The sequence below is a fragment of the Pseudooceanicola sp. genome (genome assembly GCF_041987405.1).
Taxonomy (GTDB): Bacteria; Pseudomonadota; Alphaproteobacteria; order Rhodobacterales; family Rhodobacteraceae; genus Pseudooceanicola.
Window position 1 is genome coordinate 307696 of the sequence record NZ_JBHIWR010000002.1, and the last position, 15836, is coordinate 323531.

At 64.8% G+C, this 15836-nt stretch carries 12 protein-coding genes; 4 read left to right on the plus strand and 8 right to left on the minus strand.

Annotated elements, in window-relative coordinates:
* Nucleotides 1-44: 44 nt before the first annotated feature.
* The 3 genes from ACFC2Y_RS06250 to ACFC2Y_RS06260 are packed head-to-tail and all read right to left on the minus strand — an operon-like array spanning nt 45 to nt 3232.
* Entirely contained in the window at nt 45-659 is a 615-nt protein-coding gene (locus ACFC2Y_RS06250; protein ID WP_375174110.1) for a VOC family protein, read from the minus strand.
* Nucleotides 660-1082: a heme-binding protein gene (locus tag ACFC2Y_RS06255; protein ID WP_375174109.1), complete on the minus strand. Its 423-nt coding sequence runs from the start codon at nt 1080-1082 to the stop codon at nt 660-662.
* On the minus strand, nt 1079-3232 hold the full coding sequence (locus tag ACFC2Y_RS06260) for a malate synthase G (RefSeq protein ID WP_375174108.1): 2154 nt from the start codon (nt 3230-3232) through the stop codon (nt 1079-1081). The genes ACFC2Y_RS06255 and ACFC2Y_RS06260 overlap by 4 nt, the downstream gene beginning before the upstream one ends.
* Before the next feature lie 100 nt (nt 3233-3332).
* Here ACFC2Y_RS06260 and ACFC2Y_RS06265 point away from each other — a divergent pair, with 100 nt between their 5' ends.
* A complete protein-coding gene (locus ACFC2Y_RS06265) occupies nt 3333-4088 on the plus strand; it encodes an IclR family transcriptional regulator (RefSeq protein WP_375174107.1) in 756 nt (251 codons plus the stop codon).
* A gap of 3 nt (nt 4089-4091) precedes the next feature.
* On the opposite strand, the gene ACFC2Y_RS06270 is transcribed toward ACFC2Y_RS06265, so the two are convergent.
* The 3 genes from ACFC2Y_RS06270 to secA form a co-directional block, all read right to left on the minus strand.
* On the minus strand, nt 4092-5648 hold the full coding sequence (locus ACFC2Y_RS06270; protein WP_375174106.1) for a substrate-binding domain-containing protein: 1557 nt from the start codon (nt 5646-5648) through the stop codon (nt 4092-4094).
* A gap of 20 nt (nt 5649-5668) precedes the next feature.
* The gene (locus ACFC2Y_RS06275) at nt 5669-6757 is read right to left on the minus strand and encodes a hypothetical protein (RefSeq protein ID WP_375174105.1); all 1089 of its coding nucleotides are present in this window, start codon (nt 6755-6757) and stop codon (nt 5669-5671) included.
* A gap of 97 nt (nt 6758-6854) precedes the next feature.
* Nucleotides 6855-9572: a preprotein translocase subunit SecA gene (secA, locus tag ACFC2Y_RS06280; protein ID WP_375174104.1), complete on the minus strand. Its 2718-nt coding sequence runs from the start codon at nt 9570-9572 to the stop codon at nt 6855-6857.
* A 175-nt stretch (nt 9573-9747) separates the two neighbouring features.
* On the opposite strand from secA, the gene ACFC2Y_RS06285 reads away from it, so the two are divergent.
* Genes ACFC2Y_RS06285 through mutT form a run of 3 tightly spaced genes read left to right on the plus strand, consistent with a single transcriptional unit; the run spans nt 9748 to nt 12228 of the window.
* Nucleotides 9748-10596 carry a peptidylprolyl isomerase gene (locus ACFC2Y_RS06285; RefSeq protein WP_375174103.1) on the plus strand — a complete coding sequence of 283 codons (849 nt, stop codon included), beginning with the start codon at nt 9748-9750 and terminating at the stop codon, nt 10594-10596.
* A 4-nt stretch (nt 10597-10600) separates the two neighbouring features.
* Nucleotides 10601-11830 carry a bifunctional glutamate N-acetyltransferase/amino-acid acetyltransferase ArgJ gene (argJ, locus tag ACFC2Y_RS06290; RefSeq protein WP_375174102.1) on the plus strand — a complete coding sequence of 410 codons (1230 nt, stop codon included), beginning with the start codon at nt 10601-10603 and terminating at the stop codon, nt 11828-11830.
* A complete protein-coding gene (gene mutT / locus ACFC2Y_RS06295; protein ID WP_375174101.1) occupies nt 11827-12228 on the plus strand; it encodes an 8-oxo-dGTP diphosphatase MutT in 402 nt (133 codons plus the stop codon). The genes argJ and mutT overlap by 4 nt, the downstream gene beginning before the upstream one ends.
* Nucleotides 12229-12715: 487 nt before the next feature.
* Here the strand turns inward: mutT and infB are convergent, their stop codons facing one another.
* Both infB and ACFC2Y_RS06305 read right to left on the minus strand, forming a co-directional pair.
* Complete coding sequence (infB, locus tag ACFC2Y_RS06300) at nt 12716-15205, minus strand: translation initiation factor IF-2 (protein ID WP_375174421.1); 2490 nt, start codon at nt 15203-15205, stop codon at nt 12716-12718.
* A gap of 41 nt (nt 15206-15246) precedes the next feature.
* Nucleotides 15247-15834, minus strand: coding sequence for an RNA-binding protein (locus ACFC2Y_RS06305; RefSeq protein ID WP_375174100.1), 588 nt, complete (start codon nt 15832-15834; stop codon nt 15247-15249).
* Between the last annotated feature and the right edge of the window lie 2 nt (nt 15835-15836).

Genomic DNA, 15836 nt, shown 5'->3' on the forward strand with positions numbered 1-15836 from the left:
GCGGAAAGATGAATCGCTTTCGCGTCACTGTCTAGGGTTCAGCCTCAGCGCAACGTGAAGTTGCGACCCCCTGCCGACAATTCGGCAACAAGCGCCACGGGACCGCTCTCGTATCGGATACGATCATCCCGCAGATGCGGGGCCAGCGCCGCCTCGATCCGATGCACCTCCGGATGGCACAGGGTGAGGGCGCGCAGCTCCACCCCCGCCCCCTGCATCCGGGTCGGCGGCAGCGGGCTGACATGCCATTCCAGCAGGCTGGGCATCACCCCCGCCATCGGCAGGCTGCCGTCCTCCGGCACCGTCAGATGCCAGCTGAGGTCGCCGCGCGTCACCTCGATCGCGGGGCCCAGCAGCTCTGGCATCTGGGGCCGCATCGCCGCCATATCGTCGCACCGCAGCACCCAATGGGACAGGCGTGGTGCCTGGACCGGATGGTCCAGCCCGAACCAGCGCGGGCGGGAGGGCGAGGGCGCCCCGGGGTTTACGGCAATCACCTCCAGAAACTCATCCGTGCCGAGGCGCAGCAGATGGTTGTGCGTGCCCATCAGGGGGTGTTCACCGCCCTTGGGCATGTCGATCCCCGTCGCATCCCGCACATGGGCCACCCCCTCCGCAAGGGAGGGCGCAGCCACCACGATATGATCCAGCGCCAGCATTCAGAGCGTCGCCATCAAGGCATCCAGCCCCGCCTGCGCGACCTCCATGTCCTGCGCGGGCGTGCCCGAAGACACACCGATCCCCCCGACACAGGCCCCGTCGACCATGACCGGCAGGCCGCCACCGACCACCATCAACCGGCCCCCGATGGCAGAGGAGATCCCGTAGGCCGGGCTGCCCGGCTGGCTCGCCGCGCCATATTCATGCGTCGCCTTCTTGGCTCCGGAGGCCGTGTAGCTTTTGTCGATGGCGATGGTGGTCGAGGTGACCTTGCCCCCGTCCATCCGTTCGAAGGCGATCAGGTTGCCCGCGTCATCGGTGATGGCGATGCACATCGGCACGCCGATCTCCGCCGCCTTCTCCTTCGCCGCGGCGATCATCAGACGCGCGTCGGTCAGGTCCAGTCTCGTCACTGTAATCATGCTTGGTTCTCCTTGGCCCGGCGGCGCCAGGCATGCAAAAGCGGCTCTGTATAGCCCGAAGGTTGCTTTGCGCCCTTGTAGATCAGATCCCGCGCCGCCTGAAAGGCCGGCCCCTCGGGATTGTCGACCAGCGAGATATAGGCCGGGTCGCCCGCATTCTGCGCATCGACCTTGGCCGCCATCCGCATCAGCGCCGCGTCGACCTCCTCCTCGGTGATCAGACCATGCGCCAGCCAGTTCGCCAGGTATTGCGAGGAAATCCGCAGCGTCGCGCGATCCTCCATCAGGCCGACGTCGTTGATGTCCGGCACCTTGGAACAGCCGACACCCTGATCAACCCAACGCACCACATAGCCCAGGATGCCCTGGCAGTTGTTGTCCAGATCGCGGCGCACCTCCTCCTCGGTCAGGTTGCGCCCGCCCAGAACCGGCGGCGTCAGCAGATCGTCCAGCGCGGCCCGCGCGCGTCCGGTCAGCTCATCCTGCCGGTCCGCGACACTGATCTGATGGTAATGCGTGGCGTGCAGCGTGGCGGCGGTCGGGGAAGGCACCCAGGCGGTATTCGCCCCGGCCATCGGATGGTTGGTCTTGGCCTCCAGCATCTCCGCCATCATGTCGGGCTTGGCCCACATGCCCTTGCCGATCTGCCCCCGGCCGCGCAGGCCAAGCGCCAAGCCCGCATCCACGTTCCCGTTCTCATAGGCCGAGAGCCAGACGGAGCCCGCCATCTCGCCCTTGGGCACAAAGGGACCAAGCCGCATGGAAGTGTGGATCTCATCCCCCGTCCGGTCGAGGAAGCCCGTGTTGATGAAGACCAGCCGGTCCTTCACCGCCCGCATGCATTCGCGCAGGTTGGCGGAGGTGCGGCGCTCTTCGTCCATGACGCCCAGCTTGACGGTGTTCTGCGGCAGGCCCAGCACCTCTTCGACATCGGAGAAAAGCCGGTCGGCAAAGGCCACTTCCTCCGGCCCGTGCATCTTGGGCTTCACCACATAGACCGACCCGGCGCGGGAGTTGCGCGGCCCTTCGGTCTTTTTCAGATCATGCATGGCGGCGGCCACGGTGACCAGCGCGTCCAGCATTCCCTCCGGCGTCTCCTCGCCGTCGAACAGCACCGCATCGGTGGTCATCAGATGGCCCACGTTCCGCACCAGCAGCAGCGCGCGGCCCGGCAGGGTCACCTCTGACCCGTCCGGCCCGGTCAGCACCTTGTCGGGGTTGAGCCGCCGGGTCATCTGCTGGCCACCCTTCTCGAAGGTCTCCGACAGATCACCGGTCATCAGGCCCAGCCAGTTGGCATAGACCTCCGTCTTGTCGGCCGCATCCACGGCGGCGACGGAATCCTCGCAGTCCTGAATCGCAGTCAGAGCCGATTCCAGCACGACATCGCGCAAACCGGAGGGCGAGGCCGCCCCGACCTGATGCGACGGATCAATCACCAGTTCGATATGAAGCCCGTTGTGCCGCAGCATGAAGGAGGCCGTATCGCCCTCCTCGACCGAGCCGACGAAGGCAGCGGGATCGGCAAGGTCATGCGCGGTCTCACCGACCATCGCCAGCAGCTTGCCGCCGTCGCGCAGATAGGCCGTCACATCCTTGTGCGACGCACCAGACAGCGGCACGGCCCCGTCCAGGAAATCCGCCGCCCAGGCCACCGCCTGCGCGCCGCGCTTGGGATCGTACCCCTTGCCCTCCGGCGCGCCGGGCAGCGCGTCGGTGCCGTAAAGCGCATCATAGAGCGACCCCCAACGCGCATTCGCCGCGTTCAGCGCAAAGCGCGCGTTCATCACCGGCACGACCAGCTGCGGCCCGGCCACGCTGGCAATCTCGGGATCGACATTTTCGGTGCCGATCTTGAAATCCGGCCCCTCGGGCACGAGATAGCCGATTTCCTCCAGAAAGGCGCGATAGGCGTCGGCGTCCCAATCCTGGCCCTTGCGCGCCTCCAGCCAGCTGTCGATCTGCGTCTGCAGGTCCTCCCGCTTGTTCAGCAGGCGCAGGTTCTCCGGCACCAGATCGGCCAGCATCCTTGCATAGCCGGTCCAGAAGGCGTCCGGGGTGATATCCAGCCCCGGCAGAACCTTGTTTTCCACCAGATCGGCAAGAACTTCGGCCACCTGAAGGCCGGCACGGTCGACGTATTGCGTCATGTCACGACTCCTTTTCTTGGCACCAGACTACGCCACAGAGCCCGCTCTGGCGTGACCCCATCGAAACTTTTCCGTATCGTGGAAAGAACAGGAGTCGCCCATGTCCACCGCCGTCCAATCCGTAGACCGTGCTCTTACCCTGCTGGAGTTGATCGCAGCCGATCCCGAGGGCAGCCGCCTGTCCGATCTGGCCCGCGCCGCCGCGCTGGCGCCTTCGACCACGCACCGGCTGCTTACCGCGCTGGAACAGCGCGGCTTTGCCCTGTCGGACGCGACCACCGGCCGGTGGCACATCGGCCGCCGCGCCCATGTCGTCGGGGCCGCATGGGGCACCGCGCGCAGCCTGCGCATTCCGGCCATTCCGCAGCTGCGCCGCCTGCGCGATGCCTCCCGCGAGACGGCCAACATGGGGGTGATCGAGGACGGCCATGTCATCACCATCGCCCAGGCCGAAAGCCGCGAGATCATGCGCGCCATCTCTTCGCCCGGCGGGCGTACGCCGGTGTTCTGTTCCGGTATGGGCAAGGCCATCGTCGCCACCTGGCGCGACGACCAGATCGACCACCTGATCGATCTCTACGGGCTGACCGCCGCGACCGCGCACAGCCTGACGAAAAGAGAGACGATTCATGCCGAAATCGCCCGAATCCGGGATCAGGGCTATGCCCTGGACGACGAGGAATACGTGATCGGCCTGCGCTGTGTCGCCGCCGTTATCATGAATCCGGACGGGGAGGCGCTGGCGGCCCTCTCCATCTCCGGGCTCGCCGCGCGGATGACACCTGAAAAGGTCACTCGCTGCGCCGAGTTGGTCACCGCCACCGCCCGCGATCTGTCCGGTCGGATGACCCTCTGACCGCTAGCGCAGCCAGACCTCGACCCGCCGGTTCACCTGACGGCCCCAGGCGCTGTCGTCACAGGCCATCGGCATCGCCTCGCCAAAGGCCTCCACCCGCAGGGCGATCCGGTCCATGTCCGCCGCCCGGGCCGCCGCAATCACCGCCCGTTCCACCGCCTTGGCCCGCTTCATCGCGATCTGCGTGTTGACCCGCGCCGCGCCGTCCCCGTCGGAAAACCCGACGAACATCACCTCACGCCCGTCGTACAGCCCGCTCTCGAAGGCCGCCGCCAGCTGTTCGACATTCGACCGCGACTGCGCGTCCAGCAGGCTCGACCCTGCCTCGAACCGGAAGGAGGTCGTCAGCCGCCGGTAGGGTGTGAGGACCGACACCATATGCTGCAGATCACCCAGGCTCACCTCCGTCCCGGCGCGGGCTATGGCATTGGCAAAACGCGCGCCCTGATCGTCGATCGGCACCTCTTCGGGCAGCTGATCGACAAAACCCGCGCGCCGGATAACCATCTGCGCCCCCGGCGTGCGCGTATAGGCCAGAAACTCCCGCACCAGCTTGGGCATGCGCCGCGCGGGCATATAGAGGAACACAGGCGCGGTCAGCGGGTAATCCTCGGTCTTGGCATTGCGCCGTGTGGCGCCCAGGGCAAAGCCGCAATCCCCGCTCAGCGCCACCTGTTTCGTGATCCCGATTTCCGACGCCGTGGTCAGCCCGATGGCAAAGGGGTCCTCCAGCACCGCCTGCACCAGCGCACGGTCGGTTTCATGCCGCACCGCCCCCTCGGCCAGATCCGCCCCGACCGGGACCAGCAGCCGGTCCTCCACCGCCTGACCCAGCCCCGCACCGGGGGTCAGCAGATGCGGCACGATCGGCGCATCCGGCCCGCCAAGGGCCTGCCAGTTGTCGATCGCCCCGGCATAGACGGCAGACAGCTGCGGCACCGTCAGTTCGTCCAGAGGATTACCCGGCGCCACGACAGGCACCAGCGCATCCAGTGCCAGAACGCGGTTCCGCCCCGCCGCCCGCAGGTTACCCATGCCCGCCTCGATGGCGCGGCGCAGCTCTCCCGGCCGGATCTCGCGCAGAGCCATGACGATATCGGCCTCGTTCGCCAGAAGATCGGCAAAGCCCTCGTCCGTATTGGTCGACCGGATGGTGAACCGCCCCGCCACCTGCTGACCCGCCCGTTCGGTCAGGACAAAGACGATCTCGCCCGGCGTGACCGGCTGGCGCGACACCGCATAGCCATGGCGCATCCCGAAGGCTTCGATCAGCGCGGGCAACAGAACCTCGCCGGTCGTTGCCGCACCGGAGATGACCAGTTCGGCCACATAGGCCTGGAGGTTCGGGCAGGCGGGCCCCTCGCAGGTGACGCCGGAGCCATCCACGGTCAGCTCGCCATACTCGGTGTCGACCCGGTAGTATTCGCCGTCGAAACTCAGCAGCATGCCACGGATGACCACGCTGCCATCCCGCGACGACAGGGTGACGTCCTGTGCCGCCGCCGCTGCTGCCGTCAGAAAGAGGAGTGCGGCGCAGAACGCCGCACGCAAAATCGCCATGCCGACCTCGAAATCGCCAATTATCTGGCGGCGATCTTCAGGTCCTGAACGAGGTTTTTCAACTGGATAAAGTCGCCAACGGCGTCACAACCCGGAACGGTCAGCGTCAGCTCCGCAGGTTTGCCCGGCAAGGCATCCGTGACTTCGATCACATCGGCCTTCAGCGCCTGGCCGCAATTGAGGTCCGTCACCTCTATCTCGACACTCAGCGAAATGTCGCCAGCCGTCTTCGCCGTGCCCGTGGGGAAGGTATAGACCTCCGCGACGTGCCCGTCCTCAAGCGTCGCATCGCCCAGCCGGGTCAGGAACCCGCCCTCGCCACGCGCCGCGATGACCGCGTCACGCGGGGCACCGGACCAGACATGGCCGTCCTCTTCCCAGGCGGCACCGTATTCAAAGGCGTGAAGCTCGATCCCCGCGTTGCCCTGCCACTGCACGACAGAGCGGTCGTAGAACCCGAGGGTGTCCACCTCCAGCTCCACCGCGGCGCCATTGCCATCCTCGAGCATGGCCAGAAAGCTCGCCATCATCGACAGGGCGGGCACGGTCACCTCGACCTTGCCCTCCGCATCGGTCAGGGCGCTGAAGATCATCCCCTCATGCCGGAACGTGACCCGGGCGTCAGGCTGACAGGGCGCCACCAGGCGCAACGCGACCATCGCGGCGGCGCGATTTTCACCGGTCAGATCGACGGTACAGCTGTCGACCACCAGCACCTGATCCGTCTCCGGCGCGGGGGCCGGAGCGGGGCCGATCATCAGGGCGTCCTCCTCGATCGAAGCCAGCATCGGGGCCATCGGATCCGGCGGGGCAGCCGGATTGTCCAAATCGGATCTCGCGAGGAAAGACAGGTCTTCGCCAACCCAGGCCGGGGCCGCGACCGGCGGCAGGTCGAGGGAAGTCAGCGTGATCCGGTCCAGATCTAGCGGGGTCTGGCCGGGGTCCACTGCCTCCTGCGTCATGGAGTCGCCAACCGCGCCGGGCACGGGACCCAGGGCGGCGATCTGGGCCGTCTCGGACCCGCTACCGCTCATCTGCATGTAGATGCCGGCGCCCACAGCCATGAGCACCGACCCACCCGCAATCGCAAGTGTGCTGACTTTGATCATGAGTCTCTCCGACCAATTCGTTAACGAATTATGATCGGAGAAAGGGGCATTCTTGTGGCAAAGGCCGGATTTTCACCCGACCTTTGCCGAAACCTTGTCAGACATAGGCCCCGTGGCAATGTTTGAACTTCTTGCCCGATCCGCAGGGACAGGGCGTGTTGCGCCCGGGATTGCCCCAGGTCGACGGGTCGTTCTCGTCAAAGCCCTCTTTCGCCGTACCAGCCTCGGGGCCAGCCGCAGGGGCGGGCTCGGCCGCGGGGGCCGGGGTAGCGGCAGGCGGCGCGATATTGGCCTGCTGCTGCAACAGTTCCAACTGCCGCCGCTGCTCTTCCTCGGTCATCGGACGGATGCGCGACAGGGTCTGGGTGACCTCCTCACGCAGGCTGTCCAGCATCGATTGGAAAAGCTGGAAGGCTTCGGTCTTGTATTCGTTCAGCGGATCGCGCTGCGCATAACCACGGAACCCGACGACAGAGCGAAGGTGTTCCAGCGTCAGCAGATGTTCGCGCCATTTGCTGTCGATCGTCTGCAGCAGCACCTGCTTCTCGATCGAACGCATCGCCTCCGGCCCGAAGGCCTCGGCCTTCTCGGCCATGTACTCTTCGGATTTCTCTTCCAGCCGCTCCGCGATCACCTCGTCATCGACGCCTTCTTCGGCAACCCAGTCGATGATCGGCACGTCGATGTTCAGATGTTCGATCACCGCAGCATAAAGCCCCTCGCCATCCCATTGATCGGCGTAGGTTTTCGGCGGGATGTAGCGTTCGACGATCTCGTCGATGACCTGACCGCGCATATCGGCGACGATCTCCGACAGGTCCTGCGCCTCCATGATCTCCATGCGCTGCTTGAAGATCAGTTTCCGCTGGTCGTTCATCACATCGTCGAACTTCAGCACCTGCTTGCGCATGTCGAAGTTGCGCCCCTCGACCTTGGCCTGGGCGCGTTCCAGCGACTTGTTCACCCATGGGTGAATGATCGCCTCGCCTTCCTTCATGCCGAGCGACGACAGAACCTTGTCCAGCCGCTCGGACCCGAAGATGCGCATCAGGTCGTCTTCCAGCGACAGGAAGAAGGCCGACCGCCCCGGGTCACCCTGACGGCCCGACCGACCGCGCAACTGATTGTCGATGCGGCGGGATTCGTGGCGTTCGGTAGCCAGAACGAACAGGCCCCCGGCCTCCTTGACGGCCTGCTCATCCGCGGCGTGATCCTTTTCGATCTTCTCGCGGATCGCCTCGGGGTCGGCTTCGGGATCGGCGGCGATGGCCTCCATGATCTTGAATTCGACATTGCCGCCCAGTTTGATGTCCGTCCCGCGGCCCGCCATGTTCGTCGCGATGGTGATCGCGCCCAGCTTGCCCGCATCGGCGACGATCTGCGCCTCCTGCTCATGCTGGCGCGCGTTCAGAACGTTGTGCTTAAGCCCCGCCTTGGTCAGCAGATCGGACAGGATCTCCGACTTCTCGATGGAGGTCGTACCGACCAGCGTCGGCTGGCCCTTTTCATGCGCCTCGCGGATCACCTCCACGATGGCGGCGTATTTCTCCTGCACGGTCCGATAGACGGCATCGTCATCGTCCTGACGGGCAATCGGCTTGTTGGTCGGCACCTCGACCACGCCCAGCTTGTAGATTTCCATGAATTCCTCGGCCTCGGTCGTCGCCGTGCCGGTCATCCCGCCCAGCTTGTCGTAGAGGCGGAAGTAGTTCTGGAAGGTCACCTGGGCGAGGGTCACGTTCTCCGGCTGGATCTTCACGCCCTCTTTCGCCTCGATGGCCTGGTGCAGCCCTTCGGACAGTCGACGCCCGGCCATCATCCGGCCGGTGAATTCGTCGATCAGCACGACCTCGCCGTCGCGGACGATGTAATCCTTGTCCTTCTGGAACAGCACATGCGCCCGCAGCGCCTGGTTCACATGGTGGACGACAGTGGTGGACTCCGGATCATACAGCGACTGGCCGTCGGGCAGCAGGTCGCGCAGGTGCAGCTGTTCTTCAAGGTATTCGTTGCCGGCGTCGGTGAAGGTCACCTGACGCTGCTTTTCGTCCTTGGTGTAATGCTCTTCGGTGAGGTCCGGAATAATCCGGTCGATGGCGACGTAGAGGTCCGAGCGGTCCTGCGCGGGACCGGAGATGATCAGCGGCGTCCGCGCCTCGTCGATCAGGATGCTGTCGACCTCGTCCACGATCGCGAAATTGTGCTTGCGCTGGTACATGTCCGACAGCTCGGATTTCATGTTGTCGCGCAGATAGTCGAAACCCAGCTCGTTGTTCGTCGCATAGGTCACGTCGCAGGCGTAGGCCGCCTTCTTCTCGGCCTCGGGCTGCTGCGGATAGACAACGCCGGTGGTCAGGCCAAGCGCGCCAAAGACGTTCGACATCCATTCGGCGTCCCGCTTGGCGAGGTAATCGTTCACCGTGACGATATGCACGCCCTTGCCGGTCAGCGCGTTCAGATAGGCCGGGAAGGTGGCGACCAGCGTCTTGCCCTCGCCCGTCTTCATCTCCGAGATATTGCCCTGATGCAGGAAGACCCCGCCCATCAGCTGCACATCGAAGGCCCGCAGGCCGAGCGCGCGCTTCGCGGCCTCGCGGCAGTTGGCGAAGGCTTCGGGCAGCAGGTCATCCAGGCTTTCGCCCTTCATCGCCCGGGTCGCCAGCTCCTCGGTCTTTTCCTTCAGCTGCTCATCGGTCAGCTTCTCGAATTCCGGCTCCAGATCGTTGATCTTCTGGATGACGGGCCGCGTCGCCTTGATTTTCCGGTCGTTCGGCGTGCCGAACACCTTTTTGGCGAGTGTCCCCATTCCCAGCATGATGCAATCCGTTCCGCTATTGACGTCGATGTGTTGGCGGGTGTGCTTGTACCCCCGAATTGCAACCCATAGAACAGGCGCGAAGCGGGGGCCCCGCAAAGCCATAGTGCGATGTAAGGGGGCACTCCTACCCTGTCAACGCTGCGTCCCGACGCAGCCCAACAAAGGTCCAGACATGACGCAACGATTCACCGCCATGGCCGCTTTTGCCATCGCCCTCGGTACCGCAACCCCGATCCTGGCCGATGACACCCCGACCGCAGACACCGTGGTCGCGACGGTTGACGGCACGGAAATCACCCTTGGCCACATGATCCTGATCCGCCAGGCGCTGCCGCAGCAATACGCGCAGGTTCCCGCGAACGTCCTGTTCCAGGGCATCCTGGACCAGCTGGTGCAACAGACCGCCCTGGCCGATGCCTACGAGGGTGAGACGCCGAACCGGGTCAAGATGGCTCTGGAGAACGAGAAACGCTCGCTCACCGCGGCGGAGGAAGTCGGCAAGGTTCTGGAAACCGCCGTGACCGAAGAGGCCATCGAACAGGCCTACAAGGACACCTACGCCAACGCCGAAGAGGAAACCGAATACAAGGCCGCGCATATCCTTGTCGAAACCGAGGATGAGGCGAAGGCCATCGTGACCGACCTGGAAGGCGGGGCGGATTTCGCCGCCACGGCGCAGGAAAAATCCACCGGCCCCTCCGGCCCGAACGGCGGCGAACTGGGCTGGTTCAGCGAAGGCATGATGGTGCCCGAATTCGAACAGGCCGTCATGACGCTGGAGCCCGGCGCGATCTCTGCCCCGGTTCAGACCCAGTTCGGCTGGCATGTCATCAAGCTGGAAGAAACCCGGATCAAAGAAGCCCCCGCCCTGGACGCCGTCCGCGATGAACTGCGCCGCCAGGTCGAACAGGACGTTGTGAAGGCACATATTGACGCGCTCGTCGAAAAGGCGAATGTCGATACCAGCGCCTCCGAAGGCATCGACCCGGCGCTGCTGAACAACATCGACCTGCTGGAGTGATCCCATGGGTGGCACCCCCCCTCTGTCTCCGCTGGCCCCTGCGGCCTTTCCCGACCTGCCTGTCATCAAGGGCGTAGAGTTCGCGACGGCCGCCGCCGGCGTGAAATATGCCGGGCGAACCGATGTCCTGTTGGTTCGTCTGGCCGAGGGAACAGCGGTCGCGGGGGTGTTCACCCGGTCGGCCACCCGGTCGGCACCGGTGCTGGACTGCCAGCAGAAGATCGGCGGCGAGGACACCGGCGCGGCGGCCATCGTCGTCAACTCCGGCAATGCGAACGCCTTCACCGGGCGCAACGGGGTCGCGGCGACGCGCAATGTCACCACCGCAGCCGCCCAGGCTCTCGGGATCGAGGAAAACCGCGTCTTCACCTCCTCCACCGGGGTGATTGGCGAACCGCTGCCCTCCGACCGTATCACCGCCAAGATGGGGGAGCTGGCCTCCGGACTCTCCCCCGACACGATCGCGGATGCGGCCAAGGCGATCATGACCACCGACACCTACCCCAAGGGCGCCTCGGCCGAGGTGCAGATCGACGGGCAGACGGTGAAGATCGCCGGGATCGCCAAGGGCTCCGGCATGATCGCGCCTGATATGGCGACCATGCTGGTCTATATCTTCACCGACGCGGCAATCGACCGCGAGGTCCTGCAATCCATGGTCTCCGCCAATGCGGATCTGACCTTCAACTGCATCACCGTTGACAGCGACACCTCCACCTCCGACACACTGCTCTGCGCGGCGACGGGCGCCTCCGGGGTGCGGGTCACGGAACGCAACACCGGGTTCATCGACGCCCTGCGCGGCGTCATGCTGGACTTGGCGCATCAGGTCGTGCGCGACGGCGAAGGGGCGACGAAATTCGTCCAGATCCACGTCTCCGGCGCGAAATCCGACGCGGATGCCCGGACCCACGCCATGTCCATCGCGAACTCCCCCCTCGTCAAGACCGCCATCGCGGGCGAAGACGCCAACTGGGGCCGCATCGTCATGGCGGTCGGTAAATCCGGTGCGGCTGCGGATCGTGACCAACTGTCGATCTGGTTCGGCGAGGAACTGGTGGCCGACAAGGGCTGGCGCGCACCCGGCTACAGCGAAGAGGCCTGCGCCGCCCATATGAAGGGCGAGTCCATCGACATCCGCGTCGATCTGGGCCTTGGCGGGGGCACCGCGACCGTCTGGACCTGCGACCTGACGCATGGCTACATCTCGATCAACGCCGACTACCGGTCGTGACACGGGTCATTCTCGTCTCTGCCGTCGCGCTGATCGACGTGGACGGTCGTGTGCTGCTGGCGCAACGTCCCGAAGGCAAGTCCATGGCGGGCCTGTGGGAATTTCCCGGTGGAAAGGTCGAACCCGGCGAGACGCCCGAACACGCGTTGATTCGAGAGCTGCACGAAGAACTGGGCATCGAAACCTGGAATTCCTGCCTCGCCCCGCTGACCTTTGCCTCGCACAGTTATGAAGATTTTCACCTGCTGATGCCGCTGTTCGCCTGCCGCAAATGGCAGGGCACGCCGCAACCGAAAGAGGGTCAGGTGCTGAAATGGGTGCGACCGCAAGCCCTTAGGGATTACCCGATGCCCCCGGCGGACATTCCCCTGATCCCGATTTTGCGGGATTGGCTATAATCTCACAGGCCGATTCGCTGCGCTGCTGAATTCTGCAATGCAGCGCGAATCGAGGCGTGCAAATTTGCCATATGCTCAAAAAAGATTCAGAAAACCTTCACAATGCCCGCGCTATGTGCACAACTTATAGTAGCTCGATGTCTTGGTTTCCTCTAAAATGGAAACAATTCTTGTGGGGAGAATATGACTATGTTGAGAACGATCACAGTTGGGTCCTGTGTTTCTGTGCAAGGCACATATGTCGGGACAACCTCTGACGGCCGTATCGAGGTACGCGTCGGTAATCAGATTTTCCGTGGCCATCCGGTATCCGGTGCCGCAGCCGCCTGAGGCTGCGAACCAACGATGTTCACACTGAATAACGGACGGGATCACCGGGTCCCGTCCGTTTTCTGTTGCTTGCCGCAGGCCCGCGCCGAATACCCCCCGCCAAAGAAAAAACGCGCCCTCGAATGAAGGCGCGTTTTTCTTTGTGTCTGGGTTGAGGTCAGAGCGTCCGCTCGACCTCTTCCCGTTCGAAGATCTCGATCACGTCGTCAGGACGGATGTCTTCGTAGTTCTCGAAGGCCATACCGCATTCCTGGCCGGAAATGACCTCCGCCACCTCGTCCTTGAACCGCTTGAGCGTCTTCAGAGTGCCTTCGTGGATCACCACGTCGTCGCGCAGCAGGCGCACACCGGCGGACCGGCGGGCCACGCCCTCGGTGACGAGACAGCCGGCAACCTTGCCGACGCCGGAGACCTTGAAGACCTCCTTGATCGTCGCATAACCGATGAACTTCTCGCGGATCTCGGCCGACAACAGGCCGGAGGCCGCCGCCTTCACATCGTCCACCAGGTCGTAGATCACCGAATAATACCGGATCTCCAGGCCCTTCTGGTTGGCCGCGTTCCGCGCCGGTGCATTGGCCCGGACGTTGAAGCCGAAGACCGGCGCGCCGGAGGCTTCCGCCAGGCCGATGTCCGATTCCGTGATCGCGCCCACACCGGAGTGCAGGACCCGCACGCGGACCTCGTCGTTGCCGATCTTCTCCATCGCCTGAACGATGGCTTCGGCCGAACCCTGCACGTCCGCCTTCACGACGATCGGCAGTTCGGTGACATTCTCGTCCTCTTTCGCGCGCTGCATCAGCTGTTCCAGCGTCGTCGCAGCACCGGCAGCGGCACGTTTGTCCTTGGCGACCTGGGCACGGTATTCCGCGATCTCGCGGGCCTGCGCCTCGGTCTCGGTCACGTTGAGGACGTCACCGGCCTCGGGCGTGCCGTTCAGACCCAGCACCTCGACCGGCACCGACGGCCCGGCCTCTTTCACGCGCTCGCCCTTGTCGTTCACCAGCGCACGGACTTTACCGTACTGCTCGCCCACGACAAAGATATCGCCCTGACGCAGCGTGCCGTTCTGAACCAGAACGGTGGCGACGGGGCCACGGCCCACGTCCAGCTGTGCTTCGATGACGGCACCCTGTGCGGCACGGTCGGGGTTGGCTTTCAGCTCCAGAAGTTCCGCCTGCAGCGCGATGGCCTCCAGCAGTTCGTCCAGACCCTGACCGGTGTGGGCAGAGACTTCGACGTCCTGAACCTCACCCGACATTTCCTCCACGATCACTTCGTGCTGAAGCAGATCGGTGCGGACCTTGGTCGGGTTCGCCTCGGGCTTGTCGACCTTGTTGATCGCCACGATCATCGGCACTTCGGCCGCCTTGGCGTGGTTGATCGCCTCGATCGTCTGCGGCATCACGGCGTCATCCGCCGCAACCACCAGCACGACGATATCCGTCACCTGCGCCCCACGCGACCGCATGGAGGTAAACGCAGCGTGGCCCGGCGTATCGAGGAATGTCAGCGTCTGACCGCCGTCCGTCTTCACCTGGTAGGCACCGATGTGCTGGGTGATCCCGCCAGCCTCGCCCGCGACGACCTTGGCGTTCCGGATCGCATCCAGAAGCGAGGTCTTGCCGTGGTCGACGTGACCCATGATGGTCACGACCGGCGCGCGCGGTTTCAGATCCTCGGCAGCATCTTCCTTCTGCTCGATGACCTGTTCCACGTCCGAATCCGACACGCGGACGATCCGGTGGCCGAATTCCTCGATGATCAGTTCCGCGGTGTCGGCGTCGATGGTCTGGTTCTGCGTCACCATCATGCCGTTCTGCATCAGCGCCTTCACGACGTCAGCCACACGTTCGGCCATCCGGTTGGCCAGTTCGCCAACGGTAATCGCCTCGGGGACCTGAACGTCGCGCACGACCTTCTCGCGCTGGACGGGGCCGCCCATGGCTTTCTGGCGCGCGCGTTCCTGCTTCCGCTTCATCGCGGCGAGGGATTTCTGGCGGCCACCTTCGCCACCCGACAGCGCCTGGTTCAGGGTCAGCTTGCCGGACCGGCGGCCATCGTCGCGGGCGCCCTTGCCACGCCCGCCGCGATCATCTTCGCGGGTCGTGCGTTCGGGGCGGGCCGGGGCACCGCGGCTGGACGGGCCCTTGGCGGCACGGTTGGCCGGCTCTTCGGACGGGGCGGGGGCCGCAGCTGCGCGCTTGGCGGCCTCTTCGGCCTCGCGCTTCTGGCGTTCCTCTTCCTCGGCCTTGGCTTTCAGCGCCTCTTCGCGCTCGCGCTCCTCGCGGGCCTTTTGTTCGGCTTCCTCGCGGCGGCGCTCACGCTCTTCTTCGCGCGCCTTTTCCTCGGCAGCGCGTTGCGCGGCTTCTTCCGCCTCGCGCGCCTTGGCGGCCTGGACGGCCTTCAGGCGGCGATCCATTTCCGCATCGGTGATCCCCGCGGGCCTCTTGGAGGGGTCGCCCCCCGTGGCACCGCCAGCGCCGCCCTTGCCTGCGGCACCGGGTTTCGGCACCACCACGCGCTTGCGCTTGGTCTCCACCACGACGTTCTTGGTACGGCCGTGGCTGAAGCTCTGCTTCACGTTCCCCGACCGGGGACCGCCGCCGCGTACACCAAGGGTTTTCTTTCCGTCGCTATCGCTCATATGGCTCATTCATCCTTCCGGGCGGGACCCTCCCGCCACCTTCAGCCGCGCAGGCCTTTCAGCCTTGCGGCCTCCTCTACAACTCTTTTGCTCAGACCGCCAGTTCCTAAGGCGGCGTGTATGACAGTTTCCCGTCCGAAGGCCAAGCCCAGCTCATCCGCCGTCAGCCAGCCGATGAATTTGCCCCCGTAAGGGGTGGAAAGCTTGTTCTTCCCGCGTTCCGATCCGTCACTGGCCTGGACCAGAACATCGGCATAGTCCTTGCCGAGCCAGTCCTTCACCTTTTCATATCCCGCAACCGCATCCCCGGACTTGCGCGCCATCGCCAGCAGGCTCGTCACCCGCCCGACCAGCGCCGTCTCGACCTGTGTCAGCAGATCATCGGGCACCGTTACCGCTTTGCGCGCGGCCCTTGCAAAGTGTTTCCTGGACGCCTCGTCCAGCACCTTGCGGTCCGCAGAAACCCACATACCGCGCCCCGGAAGCTTTTCCAGCACATCCGGGACGATCACATCCTCCGGCCCGACAACGAAACGGATCAGACCGCTCGCGGGCTGAACCTCGCCAGTGACGATGCACTTGCGTTCGGGACCGTCGGACCGGTCCTTGTCTTTGCCGCCTCGCGTCATTG

What these genes read in the sequence shown, in the direction of transcription:
- ACFC2Y_RS06250 (WP_375174110.1), bottom strand. Translation starts at nt 659, where the DNA reads ATGCTGGCGCTGGATCATATCGTGGTGGCTGCGCCCTCCCTTGCGGAG.
- ACFC2Y_RS06255 (WP_375174109.1), bottom strand. Translation starts at nt 1,082, where the DNA reads ATGATTACAGTGACGAGACTGGACCTGACCGACGCGCGTCTGATGATC.
- ACFC2Y_RS06260 (WP_375174108.1), bottom strand. Translation starts at nt 3,232, where the DNA reads ATGACGCAATACGTCGACCGTGCCGGCCTTCAGGTGGCCGAAGTTCTT.
- ACFC2Y_RS06265 (WP_375174107.1), top strand. Translation starts at nt 3,333, where the DNA reads ATGTCCACCGCCGTCCAATCCGTAGACCGTGCTCTTACCCTGCTGGAG.
- ACFC2Y_RS06270 (WP_375174106.1), bottom strand. Translation starts at nt 5,648, where the DNA reads ATGGCGATTTTGCGTGCGGCGTTCTGCGCCGCACTCCTCTTTCTGACG.
- ACFC2Y_RS06275 (WP_375174105.1), bottom strand. Translation starts at nt 6,757, where the DNA reads ATGATCAAAGTCAGCACACTTGCGATTGCGGGTGGGTCGGTGCTCATG.
- secA (WP_375174104.1), bottom strand. Translation starts at nt 9,572, where the DNA reads ATGCTGGGAATGGGGACACTCGCCAAAAAGGTGTTCGGCACGCCGAAC.
- ACFC2Y_RS06285 (WP_375174103.1), top strand. Translation starts at nt 9,748, where the DNA reads ATGACGCAACGATTCACCGCCATGGCCGCTTTTGCCATCGCCCTCGGT.
- argJ (WP_375174102.1), top strand. Translation starts at nt 10,601, where the DNA reads ATGGGTGGCACCCCCCCTCTGTCTCCGCTGGCCCCTGCGGCCTTTCCC.
- infB (WP_375174421.1), bottom strand. Translation starts at nt 15,205, where the DNA reads ATGAGCGATAGCGACGGAAAGAAAACCCTTGGTGTACGCGGCGGCGGT.
- ACFC2Y_RS06305 (WP_375174100.1), bottom strand. Translation starts at nt 15,834, where the DNA reads ATGACGCGAGGCGGCAAAGACAAGGACCGGTCCGACGGTCCCGAACGC.